The sequence below is a fragment of the Micromonospora sp. NPDC005305 genome, from assembly GCF_040607315.1.
Classification (GTDB): domain Bacteria; phylum Actinomycetota; class Actinomycetes; order Mycobacteriales; family Micromonosporaceae; genus Micromonospora.
Genome location: NZ_JBEXGL010000005.1, coordinates 231,011 through 248,539, shown reverse-complemented (window position 1 = coordinate 248,539; position 17,529 = coordinate 231,011). Strand labels below are relative to the sequence as shown.

At 75.3% G+C, this 17,529-nt stretch carries 17 protein-coding genes; 11 read left to right on the top strand and 6 right to left on the bottom strand.

What is annotated here, in order from left to right; all coding sequences use genetic code 11:
* Nucleotides 1–46: 46 nt before the first annotated feature.
* Nucleotides 47–628, top strand: a complete 582-nt coding sequence (locus tag ABZS80_RS11410) for a dihydrofolate reductase family protein (RefSeq protein ID WP_355055625.1) — start codon at nt 47–49, stop codon at nt 626–628.
* Here ABZS80_RS11410 and ABZS80_RS11405 read toward each other — a convergent pair.
* Nucleotides 613–1,872, bottom strand: coding sequence for a lycopene cyclase family protein (locus tag ABZS80_RS11405; RefSeq protein ID WP_355055740.1), 1,260 nt, complete (start codon nt 1,870–1,872; stop codon nt 613–615). The genes ABZS80_RS11410 and ABZS80_RS11405 overlap by 16 nt on opposite strands.
* A gap of 88 nt (nt 1,873–1,960) precedes the next feature.
* Between ABZS80_RS11405 and ABZS80_RS11400 the strand changes: the two genes are divergently transcribed.
* Nucleotides 1,961–3,028 (top strand): Gfo/Idh/MocA family oxidoreductase, encoded by a 1,068-nt coding sequence (locus ABZS80_RS11400; RefSeq protein WP_355055624.1) that lies wholly within the window; start codon nt 1,961–1,963, stop codon nt 3,026–3,028.
* A gap of 10 nt (nt 3,029–3,038) precedes the next feature.
* Here ABZS80_RS11400 and ABZS80_RS11395 read toward each other — a convergent pair whose 3' ends face one another.
* A complete protein-coding gene (locus tag ABZS80_RS11395) occupies nt 3,039–4,304 on the bottom strand; it encodes an MFS transporter (protein WP_355055623.1) in 1,266 nt (421 codons plus the stop codon).
* A gap of 78 nt (nt 4,305–4,382) precedes the next feature.
* Between ABZS80_RS11395 and ABZS80_RS11390 the strand changes: the two genes are divergently transcribed.
* Nucleotides 4,383–5,009 carry a pyridoxamine 5'-phosphate oxidase family protein gene (locus tag ABZS80_RS11390; RefSeq protein ID WP_355055622.1) on the top strand — a complete coding sequence of 209 codons (627 nt, stop codon included), beginning with the start codon at nt 4,383–4,385 and terminating at the stop codon, nt 5,007–5,009.
* Nucleotides 5,006–6,337: a nicotinate phosphoribosyltransferase gene (locus ABZS80_RS11385; RefSeq protein WP_355055621.1), complete on the top strand. Its 1,332-nt coding sequence runs from the start codon at nt 5,006–5,008 to the stop codon at nt 6,335–6,337. The genes ABZS80_RS11390 and ABZS80_RS11385 overlap by 4 nt, the downstream gene beginning before the upstream one ends.
* 12 nt (nt 6,338–6,349) lie before the next feature.
* On the opposite strand, the gene ABZS80_RS11380 is transcribed toward ABZS80_RS11385, so the two are convergent.
* The 3 genes from ABZS80_RS11380 to ABZS80_RS11370 all read right to left on the bottom strand — a co-directional run bounded on the left by ABZS80_RS11380 (nt 6,350) and on the right by ABZS80_RS11370 (nt 10,314).
* The gene (locus ABZS80_RS11380; RefSeq protein WP_355055620.1) at nt 6,350–6,952 is read right to left on the bottom strand and encodes a hypothetical protein; all 603 of its coding nucleotides are present in this window, start codon (nt 6,950–6,952) and stop codon (nt 6,350–6,352) included.
* Between the two features lie 66 nt (nt 6,953–7,018).
* Complete coding sequence (locus tag ABZS80_RS11375) at nt 7,019–8,626, bottom strand: AMP-binding protein (RefSeq protein ID WP_355055619.1); 1,608 nt, start codon at nt 8,624–8,626, stop codon at nt 7,019–7,021.
* A complete protein-coding gene (locus ABZS80_RS11370) occupies nt 8,623–10,314 on the bottom strand; it encodes an AMP-binding protein (protein WP_355055618.1) in 1,692 nt (563 codons plus the stop codon). Before ABZS80_RS11370 ends, ABZS80_RS11375 begins: the two co-directional genes overlap by 4 nt.
* Before the next feature lie 130 nt (nt 10,315–10,444).
* On the opposite strand from ABZS80_RS11370, the gene ABZS80_RS11365 reads away from it, so the two are divergent.
* Nucleotides 10,445–11,299: a helix-turn-helix transcriptional regulator gene (locus ABZS80_RS11365; RefSeq protein WP_355055617.1), complete on the top strand. Its 855-nt coding sequence runs from the start codon at nt 10,445–10,447 to the stop codon at nt 11,297–11,299.
* Nucleotides 11,300–11,476: 177 nt separating this feature from the next.
* Entirely contained in the window at nt 11,477–12,301 is an 825-nt protein-coding gene (locus tag ABZS80_RS11360; protein WP_355055616.1) for a metalloregulator ArsR/SmtB family transcription factor, read from the top strand.
* 145 nt (nt 12,302–12,446) lie between these two features.
* Here ABZS80_RS11360 and ABZS80_RS11355 read toward each other — a convergent pair whose 3' ends face one another.
* Nucleotides 12,447–12,869 carry a DUF6069 family protein gene (locus ABZS80_RS11355; RefSeq protein WP_355055615.1) on the bottom strand — a complete coding sequence of 141 codons (423 nt, stop codon included), beginning with the start codon at nt 12,867–12,869 and terminating at the stop codon, nt 12,447–12,449.
* 173 nt (nt 12,870–13,042) lie between these two features.
* On the opposite strand from ABZS80_RS11355, the gene ABZS80_RS11350 reads away from it, so the two are divergent.
* From ABZS80_RS11350 to ABZS80_RS11330, 5 genes are all read left to right on the top strand, one after another.
* Nucleotides 13,043–14,146, top strand: a complete 1,104-nt coding sequence (locus ABZS80_RS11350) for a histidine kinase (protein WP_355055614.1) — start codon at nt 13,043–13,045, stop codon at nt 14,144–14,146.
* Nucleotides 14,143–14,811: a response regulator transcription factor gene (locus tag ABZS80_RS11345; protein ID WP_355055613.1), complete on the top strand. Its 669-nt coding sequence runs from the start codon at nt 14,143–14,145 to the stop codon at nt 14,809–14,811. The genes ABZS80_RS11350 and ABZS80_RS11345 overlap by 4 nt, the downstream gene beginning before the upstream one ends.
* Nucleotides 14,812–15,115: 304 nt before the next feature.
* Nucleotides 15,116–15,601 (top strand): hypothetical protein, encoded by a 486-nt coding sequence (locus ABZS80_RS11340; protein ID WP_355055612.1) that lies wholly within the window; start codon nt 15,116–15,118, stop codon nt 15,599–15,601.
* Between the two features lie 84 nt (nt 15,602–15,685).
* The gene (locus ABZS80_RS11335) at nt 15,686–16,336 is read left to right on the top strand and encodes a class F sortase (RefSeq protein WP_355055739.1); all 651 of its coding nucleotides are present in this window, start codon (nt 15,686–15,688) and stop codon (nt 16,334–16,336) included.
* 75 nt (nt 16,337–16,411) lie between these two features.
* Entirely contained in the window at nt 16,412–17,524 is a 1,113-nt protein-coding gene (locus ABZS80_RS11330) for a magnesium and cobalt transport protein CorA (protein ID WP_355055611.1), read from the top strand.
* Nucleotides 17,525–17,529 lie beyond the last annotated feature (5 nt).

Here is a 17,529-nt window from a genome sequence, read left to right as displayed (position 1 = left end):
AGGGGTGAGGGGCCGGCAGCGGGCCGGCCCCGCCCGAGGGAGCGGCATGCGCAAGATCATCGTCACCGAGAACGTCAGCCTGGACGGGGTGATGCAGGCCCCCGGACGTCCCGACGAGGACACCCGGGGCGGCTTCAGCCGGGGCGGCTGGGCGATCCCCTACAACGACCCGGTCCTGGGCCGGAAGATGGGCGAGGGCATGGCCTCGACCGGCGCCCTGCTGCTCGGCCGCCGCACCTGGGCCGACTTCGCCGGCTACTGGCCCCGGCAGACCGGCAACCCGTTCACCCCGATGCTCGACGCGCTGCCCAAGTACGTCGCCTCGACCACGCTGGACGAGCCGCTGCCCTGGGTGAACTCGCACCTGTTGAAGGGCGACGTGATCGAGGCGGTGCGGGAGCTGAGGGCGCAGCCCGGGCCGGACATCGCCGTGCTGGGCAGCGGCGCGCTGGTCCGGTCGCTGCGCCGGCACGACCTCGTCGACGCGTACGTGCTGCTGGTCCACCCGCTGGTGCTGGGCGGTGGGCGGCGGCTGTTCGACCCCGGCGACGAGCCGGGCGCGCTGCGGCTGACCGACAGCGTCACCACCGCCACCGGGGTGGTGATCGCCCGCTACGAGCCGGCCTGACCGGCGCCCCGCGGTCCGGCCTCCGGCACGGGGGTGGCGGCCGGGCCGCGGCCCCAGCGGGCGCGCAGCCGGCCGGCCGCGTCGCCGAGCACCGCGCCGGTCATCGGCAGCAGCGGGCTGGACCGCATCACCGCCAGATCCTCGGCCGGCGAGGTGACCCCGTCGAGGAAACGCAGCACCCGCTCCGGCGGGTTTCGGTCGAAGAGCCGCTCGAAGAACGCCACCCCGCCGACGTGCCCCCGGTCCAGGGCGCGCAGCGCCACCGCGTCCATCCACCGGTGCCGCCCGGGGTAGGCGGGCGCGGGCACCGGCGGCCGGCCCGCCGCCAGGGCCCCGGCCACCTGCTCGGCCTGCCGGAGCATCGCGGAGAACGTGAACCCCGTGGACGGGCGGGTGGCGCCGCCCGCGGTGCCGAGCCGGACCACCCGCGGCGAGGGGCGGGGCACGAACGGGCCGTCCGTCATTGGGATCACCCCGTTCTCCACCTCCCGCACCCGCAGCCCGGACAGGTCCAGGCCGAGCAGGCCGGCGTACCCGCGCAGCGCCGTGTCGTAGCCCGCGTCGGTGAGCACGGCCCGGCCGAACTCGGTGTACTCGACTAGGGCGTACCGGTCGTCGACCGGCAGCACGTAGCCGAAGGAGACGCCGCGGGCGGGCTGCGGGGTGCGGAAGTCCATGAGCACCGCCCGGCCCGGGTCGAAGGTGGGCCGGTCGGCCGCCAGCCACCACCCGCGGAAGTGCTGCAACCAGCTCGTCCGACCGGGCCGGGCCGGCGGGCGGGGCCGGGAGTCGAGCACCCAACCGGCCCGGACCAGCGGCCGCCCCTCCGGATCGTGGACGGTCACCCGGTGACCGTCGTCGGCCAGCGCCCCGGCCGGCGCGCCGATCCGCACGGCGCCCAGCCGCCGCTCGGCCTCGGCAGCCCGGTCGTAGACCGGGGCGGAGCGGAGCATGGCGTACCTCAGCGGGGTGAGCGGCAGGACCCGGCGGCCGGCGGGCGTGACCACGTCGACCCGCGACCAGCTCGCGCTCAGCAGCGGGTCCAGGTCGCTGCCCGGGGCGCCCCAGAACGCCCAGGTGCGGTCCTGGCCGCGCTTGCGCACCGGATCGACCACGGCGACCCGCAGGCCGGTCACGTCGTGGCGGGCCAGGGCGGCCAGCACCAGGGAGGCGGCGCCGCCGCCGCCGACCAGCGCGACGTCGACCTCGACCGGCGTTGGGTGCACCCGCCCACGCTGCCACACCCGCAGGTGGGCCGCCGCCCGGGACCCGCCGTCCCGGGCCGGACGCGGCGCGTAGATTCGCAGGGGATCATCGAGGACGGGGGACGGCATGGCGCAGGCGCCGCTGCGGGTGGGGTTGCTGGGGTACGGGATCGCCGGGCGGGTGTTCCACGCCCCGCTGGTCGCCGCCACGCCCGGCCTACGGCTGGAAGCCGTGATGACGCGGGACCCGGAGCGCCGGGCGCAGGTCCACGCCGAGCACCCGGACGCCCGGGTCCTCGACGACGCCGACCAGCTCTGGCAGGCCGCCGACACGGTCGACCTCGTGGTGGTGGCCACACCGAACCGGCAGCACGTGCCGATGGCCCGGGCCGCCGTGGCGGCCGGGCTGCCGGTGGTGGTGGACAAGCCGCTCGCGCCGACCGCCGCCGAGGGGCGGGCGCTGGTCGCGGAGGCGGCCGCCGCCGGGGTGCCGCTGACCGCATTCCAGAACCGCCGCTGGGACGGTGACTTCCTGACCGTGCGCCGGCTCGTCGAGGCCGGCGAGCTGGGCCGGGTGACCCGCTTCGAGTCCCGGTTCGAGCGGTGGCGGCCGGCCATCAAGCCCGGCTGGCGGGAGAGCGCCGCGCCCGGCGAGGCCGGTGGCGCCCTGTTCGACCTCGGCGCCCACCTGGTCGACCAGGCGGTGCAGCTGTTCGGCCCGGTGCGTCGGGTCTACGCCGAGGTGGACCGGCGCCGGCCGGGCGCCGAGGTGGACGACGACGCGTTCGTCGCGCTCACCCACACCAACGGCGTCCACTCCCACCTGTGGATGAGCGCGCTGACCGCCCAGCTCGGCCCGCGCTTCCGGGTGCTCGGCGACCGCGCCGCGTACACCACGTACGGGCTGGACCCGCAGGAGGCGGCGCTGCGCGACGGCGGCCGGCCCGGCACGCCGGGCTGGGGCGAGGTCGGCCCCGAGGCGTACGGCCGGCTCGGCGCCGACGGCGACCTGCGCGCGGTGCCCACCGAGGCGGGCCGCTACCAGGACTTCTACACGCAGCTGGTGGCGGCGCTGCGGGACGGCGCGCCGCTGCCGGTGGATCCGGCGGACTCGGTCGGGGTGGTGGAGCTGATCGAGCTGGCGCACCAGGCGGCGGCGCAGGGCGTCACGCTTCCGGTGCCGCCGCTGCCCTGAGCGCGGACCCTCACGCGACGGTCGCCGGGGTGTCCCGGCCCTCCGGGGCCGGGTCGGCGTAGGCGGCGGCCACCGTGGCCCGGTCGAACACCCGCCAGGTCGCGGCGATCACCCCGACGGCCACCACGAGCCCCACCCAGTAGGGCGCCGTGATCCCGTACCGGTCGGCGACCACCCCGCCGAGCAACGCGCCGACGCAGTTGCCGCCCGCCGCGATGAACAGCGTGGTGCTGCCCACCCGGCCCATCAGCGCGGGCGGGGTGAGCCGCTGGCGCAGCGAGTTGGCCACGATGTTCCACAGCGCGCCGTGCACCCCGAAGGCGAACAGCGCCACCCCGACCACCACGGCGCTGCGCGAGGCCGCCAGGGCCAGGTGCAGGCCCGCCTCGATCAGCAGGCCCACCCGGACGGTCCAGGTGGCCGTGATGGCGGCGACCAGCCGGTCGCCGACCGCCGAGCCGAGCAGCCCGCCCACCGCCATGCAGGTGAACAGCGCGCCGTAGCCGACCGAGCCGAGGCCGAGCCGGTCGGTGGCGAGCAGCACGAGGACCGCGAGGGCGGCGGTCAGAGTGACGTTGAGCAGCCCGATGAGCAGGGTCATGGTGCGCAGCAGGCGGTGGGACAGCAACCAGCGGAAGCCCTCGGCGACCTCCGCGCGGACCGAGCGGCGCCCGCCCGCCCCCGGCGAGCCCCGGTACGACCCGGCGAGCAGGCCGACGAGGACGGCGCTGAGCGCGTACGTGCCGGCGTTCACGGCGAACGGGATGGCCGCGGCCACCACGAAGAGGAAGCCGCCGAGCGGCCCGGCGACCATGTTCTGCATGATCTGGGTGCCCCCGCCCAGCCAGCCGTTGGCCCGCTCCAGGCGGGACCGGGGCACCACCGCCGGCACGACCGCCTGGGCGGCGGTGCGGAACACCACCTCACCGGTGTTGACCACGAACAGCACCGCGTAGAGCAGCGGCACCCCGGCCCGGTCGGTGACCAGCGCGGCGGCCAGCACGGCCAGCACGGCGACGCGCACCCAGTCGATGACCACCATGAGCCGGCGCCGGTCCACCCGGTCGACCAGCACCCCGCCCGGCAGCGCGAACAGCAGCCACGGCAGCCAGGCCACCGCGGCGCCGGCCGAGACGGTCAGCGGATCGTCGGTCTGCGAGGCCACGTAGAGCGGGGCGGCCACCGTGGCCATGCCGCTGCCCAGCGCCGACATGGTGCTGGCCGTCCAGAGCCGGGCGAACCGCCCGTCCAGCCGATCCCCCGCGATGCCCGTCACGGCGAGCGAACCTACCAGCCCCCGGAGCGTCACCCCGACCGGATTTTCCCGGTCGTGGTCGGGATGAAAAGATCAACCATGCCCGTCACGAACCCCTGGCTCGCCGGCCCCTCCCCCACCGCCCGCCTCAACCGCGACCGCCTCCAGGAACGCATCCTCCACCTGTTCTCCACGCAGAACATGTGCGTGCTGGCCACCGCCGGCCCGAACGGCCCGCTGGCCACCCCCGTGCGCTACTTCCACCTGGACTTCACCCTGATGTTCACGGCCGTCGCCGACTCGCCGAAGATGCGCAACCTCGCCGCCGACCCGCGCGTCTCGGTCGGGATCTTCGCGCCCCTGGTCGGCCAGGCCAGCAGCCGCGGCGCGCAGGTCTTCGGCCGGGCCCGGGTGCTGCACCCCGGCGACCCGGATTTCGACCACCACTGGCCGGCGTACCGGTGGCAGTCCGACCACGTGGAGCGGTCCCGATCGCTGGACGAACCGCCGGCCGGGCCGCTCGTGGTGGTGCCGGCGGAGCGGATCGTCTACACCGAACACTGGCTGCGCCGCGAGGGCTTCGCGCCCGCCAGTTCTGGCGGGCGTGACCCGCTCCTGCCGAGCGCTGGCGGCGGGCGGCCACCGCCCCGTGGCGGATCTCCCGTTTCCCGTACGCCCCGCAACCGGATGGATCACAGTGGGGGCGTGGTGGAGGAGGTGACATGACGGGACTGCGTACCGACCTGTACGAGCTGCGGATGGCGGCCAGCTACCTGCGCCGGGACATGACGGAGCACGCCACGTTCAGCCTCTTCGTCCGCCGGCTGCCGCACCGGCGCGGCTTCCTGGTCGCCGCCGGGCTGGCCGAGGCACTGGCGTTCCTGGAGAGCTTCGCCTTCGACGACGCCGAGCTGGGCTACCTGCGCGACGTCGTCGGGTTCGACGAGCCGGCCCTCACGGCGCTGGCCGGGCTGCGGTTCACCGGGGACGTGTGGGCCGTGCCGGAGGGTCGCGTCGTCTTCGCCGACGAGCCGCTGCTGGAGGTCACCGCGCCCATCGCGGAGGCGCAGCTGGTGGAGACCGGCGTGCTGAACCTGATCACCTTCCACACCACGGTGGCCACCAAGGCGGCCCGCTGCCGGCTCGCCGCCGCCGGCGCGCAGCTGATCGACTTCGCGTTCCGCCGCACCCACGGCATCGAGGCCGGCGCAGGGGTGGCACGGGCGTCGGCCATCGCCGGCTTCGCCGCGACCAGCGACGTCGAGGCCGCCATGCGGTACGGGATCCCCCCGTCCGGGACGATGGCCCACTCGTACGTGGAGGCGTTCCCGGACGAACGGGCGGCGTTCCGCGCGTTCGCCGCCGACTTCCCCACGAACCCGATCTTCCTGGTGGACACCTACGACACGCCGGCGGGAGTCCGGGCCGCCGTCGACGTCGTCACCGAACTCGGGTTGACCGGCCCGGTCGGCGTACGGCTCGACTCCGGCGACCTCGGGGCGCTGGCCCGGCAGACCCGGGCGATCCTGGACGACGCCGGGCTGCGGCAGGCCACGATCATCGCCAGCGGCAGCCTCGACGAGAACGTCATCGCGGGGCTCGTGGCGCAGGGCGCACCGATCGACGGGTACGGCGTGGGCACCAGGATGGGCGTCTCGTACGACGCGCCGTCGCTGGACAGCGCCTACAAGCTGGTCGCCTACGGCGACCGGCCGGTGCTGAAGCTGTCCCCGGGAAAGGCCACGCTGCCCGCCGCCAAGCAGGTCTTCCGTGATCCCACCGGCGCGGCCGGGGATGTGGTGGGGTTGCGCGACGAGCCACCACCGGATGGCCGGGAGCCGCTGCTGGTGCCGGTCATGCGCGGTGGCCACCGGTTCGACCCCGCCGACCCGGCCGAGGCGGTTCGCGCCGCCCGTGGCCGCTTCGACGCCGACCTCGCCTGGCTACCGGAGCCGGCCCGCCGGCTGGCCGACCCGACGCCGCTGACCGCGACGGTCAGCCCGGCGCTGGCGGCACTGCACGAGCGGGTGGCCGCGCGGCTCGGGCGCGGCTAGGGGGAACGACCGTCAGGGTGGCGGACGCCGGTCACGGTGACGGCCATCCGGTCGCCGCCGGTCCGGACCGCCGCGCCGGCCCCCTCCGGGGCCTGTCCGGTGAGGACCAGCGCGAGGTCGCGCCCGACCGGGATGATCCAGTGCGCCTGCCACCAGGCGGCGCCGTCGTGCGTACGCGAGTTCCACCACGTCGATGTCGTCCTCCAGCACCCGCCGGTGGACGACCCGCTGCCCCGGGGCAACCAGGGCATCCGGCCCGGCCAGTCGGGCCAGCGGCACCGGCCCCTGCGGGAAGATCATCGCCTGGTCCGGGCCGAGCAGGTAGCACGGCGTCCCGTCCCCTGGTTCGGTGGGCGACTCCACGGCGAAGCCCGCCGGCCACCAGAGGCTGAACGGCCCCATCTCCAGCCGCCAGTCCCCGTCCGGGCCGGCGTCGACGTCCACCACGCCGGGCACCGACGCGGCGCCGGGCGCGACGACCGCCCGCCGCTCACCTCCGTCGCCGACGACGGTGACCTGGACCGTCGACGACCCGGCGGACCCGGTGAACCGGTACGGCCAGTACGGGACCAGCCGGGTGCCATGCCCGGCCAGCCTGACGAACACGTGCCCCACGCCGACCTCCCCGAAGAAGATCGCTCAGGATAAGCCTCAGGATCAGGGCCGCACCGGGAGTGACGGTCAGGCGGGGCCCGCGTGGCGCAGCTCGACCTTGCGCACCTTGCCGCTGACCGTCATGGGGAAGGCGTCCATCACCCGCACGTGCCGCGGGATCTTGTAGTGCGCCAGCCGGTCCCGGCAGAACTCGGCCACCTCCTCGACGGTGAGCGTGTCGTGCCCGTCGCGCAGGATCACGCAGGCCAGGATCTCCTCCCCGTAGCGCTCGTCGGGGACGCCGACCACCTGCACGTCGGAGATCTTCGGATGCCGGTAGAGGAACTCCTCGATCTCACGCGGGTAGATGTTCTCCCCACCCCGGATGATCATGTCCTTGATCCGGCCCACGATGGTCAGGTAGCCGTCGTCGCGCATCACCGCCAGGTCGCCGGTGTGCATCCAGCGCGCCGGGTCGATGGCCTCGGCGGTCTTCTCCGGCTCGTCCCAGTAGCCGAGCATCACCGAGTAGCCCCGGGTGCACAGCTCCCCCGGCTCGCCGCGCGGCACGGTCACCCCGGTCGCCGGGTCGACCACCTTCACCTCGACGTGCGGCAGCACCCGCCCCACCGTGGCGGTCCGCCGGTCCAGGTCGTCGTCTCCCCGGGTCTGGGTGGACACCGGCGACGTCTCGGTCATGCCGTAGCAGATCGCCACCTCGGCCATATGCATCCCGTCGATGACCCGCTTCATCACCTCGACCGGACACGGTGAGCCGGCCATGATGCCGGTACGCAGGCTGGACAGGTCGTAGTCCGCGAAGTCGGGCAGGGCCAGCTCGGCGATGAACATGGTCGGCACCCCGTAGAGCGCGGTGGCCCGCTCGGCGGCGACCGCGCGCAGCGTCGCGGCCGGGTCGAAGGTCGGCGCCGGGATGATCACGCAGGCGCCGTGGCTGGCGGCCGCCAGGTTGCCCATCACCATGCCGAAGCAGTGGTAGAACGGCACCGGCAGGCAGATCCGGTCCCGCTCGGTGTAGCGGACCAGCTCGCCCACGAAGTAGCCGTTGTTGAGGATGTTGTGGTGCGACAGCGTCGCGCCCTTCGGGAACCCCGTGGTCCCCGACGTGTACTGGATGTTGATCGGGTCGTCGCAGCTCAGCTCCGCCGCGCGCGCGGCCAGCCGCTCGACCGGCACCGCCGCCCCGCCGGCCACCAGGTCGTCCCAGCTCGACTCGCCGAGAAAGACCACCCTGCCCAGCGCCGGGCAGGCGCCGCGGACATCGGCGACCATCCCCCGGTAGTCGCTGCTCCGGTAGCCGGGCGAGGAGACCAGCAGGCTCACCCCCGACTGGTTCAGCACGTACTCCAGCTCGTGCCGCCGGTAGGCCGGGTTGATGTTCACCATGATCGCGCCGATCGCGGCGGTGGCGTACTGCACGCGGACCCACTCCGCGCAGTTCGGCGCCCAGATGCCGACCCGGTCCCCCTTGGCCACCCCCGCCGCCAGCAGGCCGCGCGCCAGGTCACCCACCGCGCGACCGAGTTCGGCGTATGTCCAGCGCCGGCCGCTCGGGCAGTCGACCAGGGCCTCCCGGTCCGGGTACGCCTCCACGGCGCGGGCCAGGTTCGCGCCGATGGTGTCGCCGAGCAGCGGCGCGTCGGAGATCCCGCTCGCGTAGGACGGCAGGCTCATCGGAAGTCCTCCTCCCGGTACTCGCCTTCCGGCCGCGCCTCCGCGTCACCGTGCTTGTCCCGCTCGGCGGCCCGCAGCTCGGTCCGGCGGATCTTGCCGGAGATGGTCTTCGGCAGGTCGGCGAACTCCAACCGCCGCACCCGCAGGTAGGGGGCCAGCCGGTCCCGCGAGTGCGCGAACAGCGCCGCCGCGGTCTCCGGCCCCGGCGCCCAGCCGGGCGCGAGCACCACGTACGCCTTCGGCACGGCCAGCCGCACCGGGTCCGGCGACGGCACCACGGCCGCCTCGGCCACCGCCTCGTGCTCCAGCAGCACGCTCTCCAGCTCGAACGGCGACACCCGGTAGTCCGACGCCTTGAACACGTCGTCGGTGCGCCCCACGTAGGTGAGGTAGCCGTCGGCGTCCCGGGAGGCGATGTCACCGGTGTGGTACCAGCCGTCGCGCATCGCGTCGGCGGTCAACTCCTCGTCGCCGTGGTAGCCGACCATGAGCGCGGTCGGCCGGTGCGCCAGGTCCAGGCAGACCTCCCCGTCGTCGCCCACCTCCCCGGTGACCGGGTCGACCAGACGCACCACGTAGCCGGGCAGCGGACGCCCCATCGAGCCCGGCTTCACCGGCGCGCCGGGCGGGTTGCCGATCTGCGCGGTGGTCTCGGTCTGCCCGTACCCGTCTCGGACGGTGACCCCCCAGGCCGCCTGGACCTGCTCGATCACCTCGGGGTTCAGCGGCTCCCCCGCGCCGACCACGCTGCGCGGCGGGCGGGCGAGCTGGGTCAGGTCGGCCTGGATCAGCATCCGCCACACCGTCGGCGGCGCGCAGAAGCTGGTCACCCCGCACCGGTCCATGGCGGCCATCAGCCCGGCCGGGTCGAAGCGCGCGGAGTTGTAGACGAACACCGTGGCGCCGGCGTTCCACGGCGCGAACACATTGCTCCACGCGTGCTTCGCCCAGCCGGGCGAGGAGATGTTGAGGTGCACGTCGCCGGGGCGCAGCCCGATCCAGTACATGGTGGACAGGTGCCCCACCGGGTACGAGGCGTGGGTGTGCTCCACCAGCTTCGGCCGGGCCGTGGTGCCGGAGGTGAAGTAGAGCAGCAGCGGGTCGCAGGCCCGGGTCGGCCCGTCCGGGGTGAACACCTCGTCCGCGCCGTACGCGTCGGCGTAGTCGTGCCAGCCGTCGACCGGGGCGCCGACCCCGATCCGGGTGTAGTCGCCGGCCACCTCGGCGAACTTGCCGGCGTGCTCCGCCCCGACCACCACGTGCCGGGCCGCGCCGCGCGCCAGGCGGTCGGCGAGGTCGGCCGGACCGAGCAGCGGCGTGGCGGGGATGATCACCGCGCGCAGCTTGATCGCGGCGAGGATGGTCTCCCAGAGTTCGAGTTGGTTGCCGAGCATGAGGATGAGCCGGTCCCCGGCCCGTACGCCGCGGGCGCGCAGCCAGTTCGCCACCCGGTTCGAGCGGCGGGACAGCTCGGCGTACGACCAGCTTCCCTCGCCGCCGCCCGCCTCGACGATCCGCAGCGCGGTGTCGTCGTTGCCCTCGGCGAGCACGTCGAACCAGTCCAGCGCCCAGTTGAACTCGTCCAGCCGGGGCCAGCGGAACTTCTCGTACGCAATCTCGTGGTCCGTCCGGTGCGCGAGCAGGAAGTCGCGCGCCTCGCGGAAGGCCTGGGTGCCGGCGGTGGCCATGGGGGTGTCCTTCCTGTCCCGGGCGCGCGGCCGGGAGGGGGACGGCGCCGCGCGCAGTACGCTGATCCTCGATCGGGTGACGCAGGTCTCACCACCCCCGGACGGGGGTGGTCGGCGATGAGGTGGCCAGGTGGTGACGCTCTACCCGCGCGACGACGCCGACGAGGTCCGGCGCGGCCTGCTGACCCTGCGCCGCCGCACCGACCTGCCGGTCGCCTTCGGCGGGCTGGTCGCGCCGGGCGGCCCGCCCCGGATGACCATTACCGAGCTGACCGGCACCAGCACGACCGCGCTGCGCGGCCTCGCCATCCACGCCGGTGCCGGCCTCGGCGGCAAGGCGCTCGCCCTCGGGCTGCCGCTGCGGGTCGACGACTACCCGGCGGCCCGCTCGATCAGCCACGAGTACGACGCCCCCGTCTCGGTCGAGGGGCTGCGCTCGGTGCTCGCCGTGCCGGTGGTGGTGCGCCGCGAGGTCCGCGCGGTCCTCTACGGCGCGGTACGCCAGCGCCTGCCCCTCGGCGACCGCCTGGTCTCCGCCGCCGTCGACGCCGGGCGGGACCTGGAACACCGCCTCGCGGACCGGGACGCCGCCCGGACGGCGCTGGCCGCCCTGCCGACCGTGCCGCCCCACCCGGACCCGATCGGGCCGGAGTGGGAGCAGGTCCGCCAGGCGCACGCCGAGCTGCGCGGCCTGCTGACCCGGATCGCCGACCCCGAGCTGCGCGACCGCCTCGACGCCGTCGCCGACCGGCTCGCCGGCGCGGCGCGCCGCCCCGGACCGCCGGCCGCCGTGGCCCTGTCGCCCCGGGAGACCGACGTCCTGGCCTGCATCGCCCTGGGCTGCACGAACGCGGACGTGGCCGGGCAGCTCGGGCTGCGCCCCGAGACGGTGAAGAGCTACCTGCGCTCGGCCATGCGCAAGCTCGGCGCGCACACCCGGCTGGAGGTCGTGGTGGCCGCCCGCCGCGCCGGCCTCCTCCCCTAGCGCCACCCGTTCCGCTCCACCCGCGTGGGCTTTCTCCGTCGTGCCGACCCGCACACCGCCTAGACCATCCTAGGAGGCTAGCTTCGCGGGAACCGGCATGGGCTGGACAGGCAACCGCGCGGCTGCTTATCCTTGGAACAGGCAGCCGCGGGGTTGCCTGTTCCGGACGGAGGACGAGTGGACGAGGTGTTCCGGGCACTGGCCGACGCCAGCCGCCGCCGGCTGCTCGACCGTCTCAACGTCCGCAACGGACAGAGCCTGCGCGAGCTGAGCGCCGGGCTCGAGATGACCCGACAGTCGGTGAGCAAGCACCTCGCGGTGCTGGAGGCGGCCGGCCTCGTCACCACCACGCGACGCGGGCGGGAGAAGCTGCACCACCTCAACACCGCCCCGATCAACGCCGTCGCCGACCGGTGGATCGGCCGGTACGACCGGGCCCGGGCACAGGCCCTCGCCGACCTGCAGAGAGCATTGGAGGGGCAGCCCATGGCAGGCCCGACGTTCGTCTACACCACCTACATCCGCACCACACCGGAGCGGCTCTGGACGGCGCTCACCGCGCCCGAGTTCACCCGCCGCTACTGGGGCGGCGTCACCCTGGTCTCCGACTGGCGGCCAGGCTCGCCCCTGCTCTGGCAGGACGCCCCCGACGCCGAGCCGAAGGACCTCGGGCAGCGGGTGCTGGAGGCCGAGCCCCACCGGCGGCTCGCGTACACCTGGCACGGCTTCCAGCCCGAGCACGCCGCGCACTTCGGCTGGTCCGACGAGGAGTTGGCCGTCCGGCTCGGCGAGCGCCGCTCGACGGTCACCTTCGACCTCACCCCGCACGGCGAGACGGTGCGGCTGACGGTGACCCATGACGACTTCTCGCCGGACAGCGAGATGCACCGGGCCATCAGCGGCCAGCTCGACGGCAGCGGCGGCTGGCCGGAGCTGCTGGCCAGCCTCAAGAGCCTGCTGGAGACCGGCGAGCCGCTGCCGGAGCCGGTCCCGGCCGGCTGAGCCCGCCCGGTCCGTCCGTCCGACCAGCCCGCCCGGTCCGTCCGACCAGCCGGCCCGGGCATCGGCCGGGCCCGCCGAGCCGCTGGACGGGGGAAGGCCGGGTCGGAGCTGCCCACCCCCGTCGCGACAGCCCCGACCGGCGCCGTCACCCGCGGGCTGTGCGCGGCAGCAGCGGGACGAGCACGGCGGCGGCCACCAGGTGCAGGGCGACCAGGGTCAGCGTCGCCCCGGTGCCCACTCCCCCGCCCACCGGGCCGAGGAGCGACAGCAGCAGCACCAGCACCGCCGCGCCCGTCCAGACGGCCCGTGCCCGGGCGGCGAACTTCTCCAGCAGGGCCAGCAGCGCCCACCCCGCCAGGCCGGCGAGCAGGGTGCTGACCCCGACCGCCCCGGCGGTCACCGGCTGCTCGGTCCCGCCGTTGCGCACCACCAGGTCCATCCCGGCCCCGGGGACGGCGGCGGCCCACACCGCCAGGGTCGCGGCGGGGGCGGCGAGCACCGCCAGGGCGCGGTCGCGGCGGCGCGCCGGACGGGCGACGGTGACGGCGGGGGTGGTCGTGGTGTCCATCGGTGCGTACCTCCATCAGCGGGATCGGTCACCAGGGACGCTAGGCCCGCACCGGCTTCCGGCGGATCGCGCCGCGGACCGGTTCGCCCCTCCCTCCGGAGGACCAGATCCGGCCCGGATCTCCGTCTGGCGACCGATGAATCCGGGTGGGTGGGCGGCCTAGCATCCGGGACGTGACCTGCCGGCCCCACTCCCGTTTCCTGCTGCTGCTCGACGGCGGCATCGCCACCGTGATGCTCGCCGTCGCCCTGACCGTCGTGCTCGCCCCGGGCACCCCGCCGGACTCGCCGGCCGGGACCGCCGCCGCGGTCGGCCTCGCCGCCGTGCAGGCCAGCTGTCTGCTGTGGATCCGCCGGCGACCGGGGTACGCGCTCGCGGTGGCCGCTCTCGCCGGCGTCGGGTTGGAGGTGCTCTGCCCTCCGCTCGGCTGGCTCGGCCTGGTCACCGTGCCGATGGCGTACGTCGCCCGGCTCCGCCCGCCCCGCTTCTCGCTGGTCGCGCTGGGGCTGCTGCTCCTCCCGACGCCGTGGGAGCTGGTCACCGGGGGCTGGCGGGACCTGCTGTTCGCGGTGACCGCGCTGGGTCTCGGCTGGGCCCTCGGCGAGCTGCAGCGGGGGCACTTCCACCGCCGCCGCGACCGGCAGCGGGAGGTGCTCACCCGGGAGCGGGAACGGATCTCCCGCGAGCTGCACGACGTGGTGGCCCACCACGTGGCGGTCATCGCCGTGCAGGCCGCCGCCGCCGAGGACGTCTTCGACGCGCAACCGGAGCGGGCCCGCGCCGCGCTCGGCGCCATCAACACGGCGGCCCGGTCCGCGCTCACCGAGTTGCGGGCGATGCTGCACGCGCTGGCCGCCGACGACGGCGCGGATCCGGACCGGCCGCAGCCGGGGCTGGCGCAGCTCGACGCCCTCGCCGACGCCGTCCGGGCGGTGGGCCTGGACGTGACGATGGACCGGGACGCCGGCGCCGAGGACCTGCCCGGTGGGGTGCAGCTGTCGGCGTACCGGATCGTGCAGGAGTCGCTGACCAACGCGCTGCGGCACAGCCACGCCACCCGGGCCGACGTCAGCGTCCGCTACGGCGACGGGGTGCTGAGCCTGGCGGTCGTCGACGACGGCACGGCGCCGCCGCGCCGCCCGGGCGCGGGCGGGGGCCGGGGCATCGTCGGCATGCGCGAGCGGGCCCGGCTGCTGGGCGGCACGCTGGAGGCCGGCCCGCTGCCCGCCGGAGGGTTCCGCGTGGCGGCCCGGCTCCCGGTGGCGGTGAGCCGGTGAACGTCCGCGTGGTGGTCGCCGACGACCAGGACCTGATCCGCGCCGGGCTCACCATGGTCCTCGACGCCCGGCCCGACCTGACCGTCGTCGGCGAGGCCGCCGACGGGGTCGAGGCCGTGGCGGTGGCGAACCGGACCCGGCCCGACGTGGTGCTCATGGACGTGCGGATGCCGCGGCAGGACGGCATCGCCGCCACCCGGGAACTCGTGTCCGGCGGCAACCCGGCGCGGGTGGTCATGCTCACCACCTTCGACCTCGACGAGCACGTGTACGCCGCGCTGCGCGCCGGCGCGAGCGCCTTCCTGCTCAAGGACACCCGCCCGGCCGACCTGGCCGAGGCGGTGCGGGTGGTGGCCCGGGGTGAGGCGCTGCTGGCGCCCACGGTGACCCGCCGTCTGCTCGACCGGTTCGCCGACCGGCTGCCCGGCGCGCCCGCCGACCGGGGGCGGCTCGCCGCGCTCACCGCCCGCGAGGTGGAGGTGCTGACGCTCGCCGCGCGCGCACTGTCCAATGCGGAGATCGCCGAACGGTTGTTCCTGAGCACCGCCACCGTGAAGACGCACGTCTCCGCCATCCTCACCAAACTCGGCCTGCGCGACCGGATCCAGGCGGTGGTCTTCGCCTACGACGTGGGCCTGGTCCGCCCCGAACCACCGTCCCGCTGAGGGCACCCCAGGCGGGGCCGAGCGGCGCGGGCGGGGCCGAACCGGACAGACGCGCCGGGACCGTCGGGACGGGACGTCGCACGCAGGCCGGGACGAGCCGCGCCGCCCGGTTGCCCGTGCTGGGCGGGCATGTCCGTCGCACCCGGGAGCGACCGGGAACACGTGACGGCAGCGAAGATTTCTCAATTACGCCAAGTGACCGCCGCAACCCTCCTAGTGTTGGCCACACCGGTGCTAGTCACGGAGTTGGCCACCCGAACGACGTCCCACGCAGACAGCGGACGAAAAGTGAGGGAAGACGCGGATGAAGGCAAAGACAGTTCTCGGATCGGCGGCGGTCGGCGTGGGCCTCGGCACACTGCTGCTCCCGGCCGCCGCCCTCGCGGACACCACCGTCTCACCGGCCACCACCCCGGTCGGCGGGACCGTCGTGCTCACCACGACGTGCAACCCGAAGGCGGGTGACGCGCTCTTCCGCGTCACCGGTCCGAACCGGGACCAGAACGTCAGATCCACCACCGCCGCGGCGGGCGGCGGGCTGAGCGCCGAACTGTTCACCGCCGGCTTCACGCTCGGCACGTACACGGTCACCGCCACCTGCGGCGACGGCAGCAACGGCGGCACCGCCAGCTTCACCGTCACCCCGATCGGCGGCGCGCAGGCCGGCGCCGGCGGCGGGGACGGCGACACCGGCGTGCTGGTCGCGGGCGGCGCCCTGGCCGCCGCGGCGGTCGCCGGCGGGACGTACGTGCTGGTGCGCCGCCGCCGGCGCGCGAACGCCGTCGCCTGACGGCCCGCCACACCATCCCTGAGCGGGTGCCCGCGCCGGTCCGACCGGCGCGGGCACCGCGTCCACGACGGACGGAGGTGGACCCTGTCGTCGCCGCGCCACCCCGCGGGCGGGCCGTCGAGAGCCCGCACCGCCGTCATCGTCGCCGCGGTCACCCTCGCCGGCGCCACCGGCGCCGGGCTGGTCGCCGCCGGCCTCGGCACCACCTCGCACCCGCCGCCCCAGCCGGGCGCCTCGGCCGCGCCGACCGCCGAGCGCTCCGGCCCGGTCGGCCCGGTGCTCCCCCGCTCGGAGCCGCTCCGCGTCGCCATTCCCCGCATCGGCGTCGACGCCGACATCGTCCCGGTCGCCACGGACACCAACGGCGCGCTGGAGGTGCCGCCGCTGGACCATCCGGAGATCGCCGGCTGGTACCGCCGCGGCCCCACCCCCGGCGAGGCCGGCAACGCCGTGCTGGTCGGGCACGTCGACTCACTGCGCGGCCCGGCGGTCTTCTTCGACCTCGGCCGGCTGCGCGCCGGCGACACCGTCGAGGTCACCCGGGCCGACGGTCGGGTCGCGGTGTTCACCGTGGACGGCGTCGGGGCGTATCCGAAGGAGCGCTTCCCCACCGAGCGGGTGTACGGCGGCGGCGCCGAAGCCCGGCTGCGGCTGATCACCTGCGGCGGCCGGTTCGACCCGCGCACCGGCAGCTACCCGGACAACATCGTGGTCTTCGCCACCGCCGCCCGCTGACGCGGGCCGGACACCGCCGCGGGGCCGGCAAGCCGTACGGTAGGCCGTCAGTTCCTCGGCGGGCGGAGGTGCGCGGTGGGCCGGTCGGCGACACGGACCCGGTGGGGCGGGCGGCTGCTGCCCGGCCTCCTGACCCGCCTGCTCGGCCGCGCCGACGAGGCGGCCGGGCCGGCGCCGCGCCGCGCCAACCCGGACGCGGTGGTGGACTGCGCGATCTACGTGGCCGGCCGGCGGGAGCCGGGCCGGCCGCACTACGCCGACGCGTACGACCGGGCCCGCGGCACCCGGCGGGCGTTCGTCTGGCTGGGGCTGCACGAGCCGGGCGCGGCCGTGATGGCCGCGGTCGGGCGGACCTTCGGGCTGGACGAACTGGCCGTGGCGCAGGCGCTCGCCGACGGGCACCGGCCCACCGTCCAGCGGCACGGCGACGTGACGCTGCTGGTGCTGCGCACGGCCGGCTATGTGGAGCACGCCGAGCTGACCGCCACCTCCGAGGTGATCGACACCGGCGACGTGATGGTGTTCCTCGGCGACCGGTTCGCGCTCACCGTCCGGCACGGCGCGACGGGCGCGCTGACCCCGGTGCGGGAGGACGTGCAGCGCCGGCCGGGGCTGCTCGCCGAGGGACCGTGGGCGGTGGCCTACGCGGTCTGCGCCCGGATGGTCGACCTCTACCTGGAGGTCGCCGGGCACCTGGAACGGGACCTGGAACGCGTCGAGGAGAGCGTCTTCGCCCCCGACCGCGACGCCGACATCCAGCACATCTACCAACTCAAGCGGGAGGTGGTGGAGTTCAAGCGGGCGGTGCTGCCGTTGCAGGCGCCCCTGCGCGCGCTGCTGGAGCAGCGGGGCGAGGGCCCGCCGCCGGCGCTGCACCGCTGGTTCGCCGACGTGGAGAGCCGGCTCACCCGGGCGGTGGACCGCCTCGGCTCGTACGACGAGCTGCTCAACTCGATCCTCCAGTCCCGGCTGGCGCAGCTCGCCGTCGAGCAGAACAACGACATGCGCAAGATCGCGGCGTGGGCGGCGATCGCCGCGACGCAGACCGCGGTGGCCGGCGTCTACGGGATGAACTTCGCGCACATGCCGGAGCTGGGCTGGCGCTACGGCTACGCGGGGGCGCTGCTGCTCATGGCGACGGCCGCGGTCACCCTGCACCGGCTGTTCCGGCGCTCCGGCTGGCTCTGAGGACG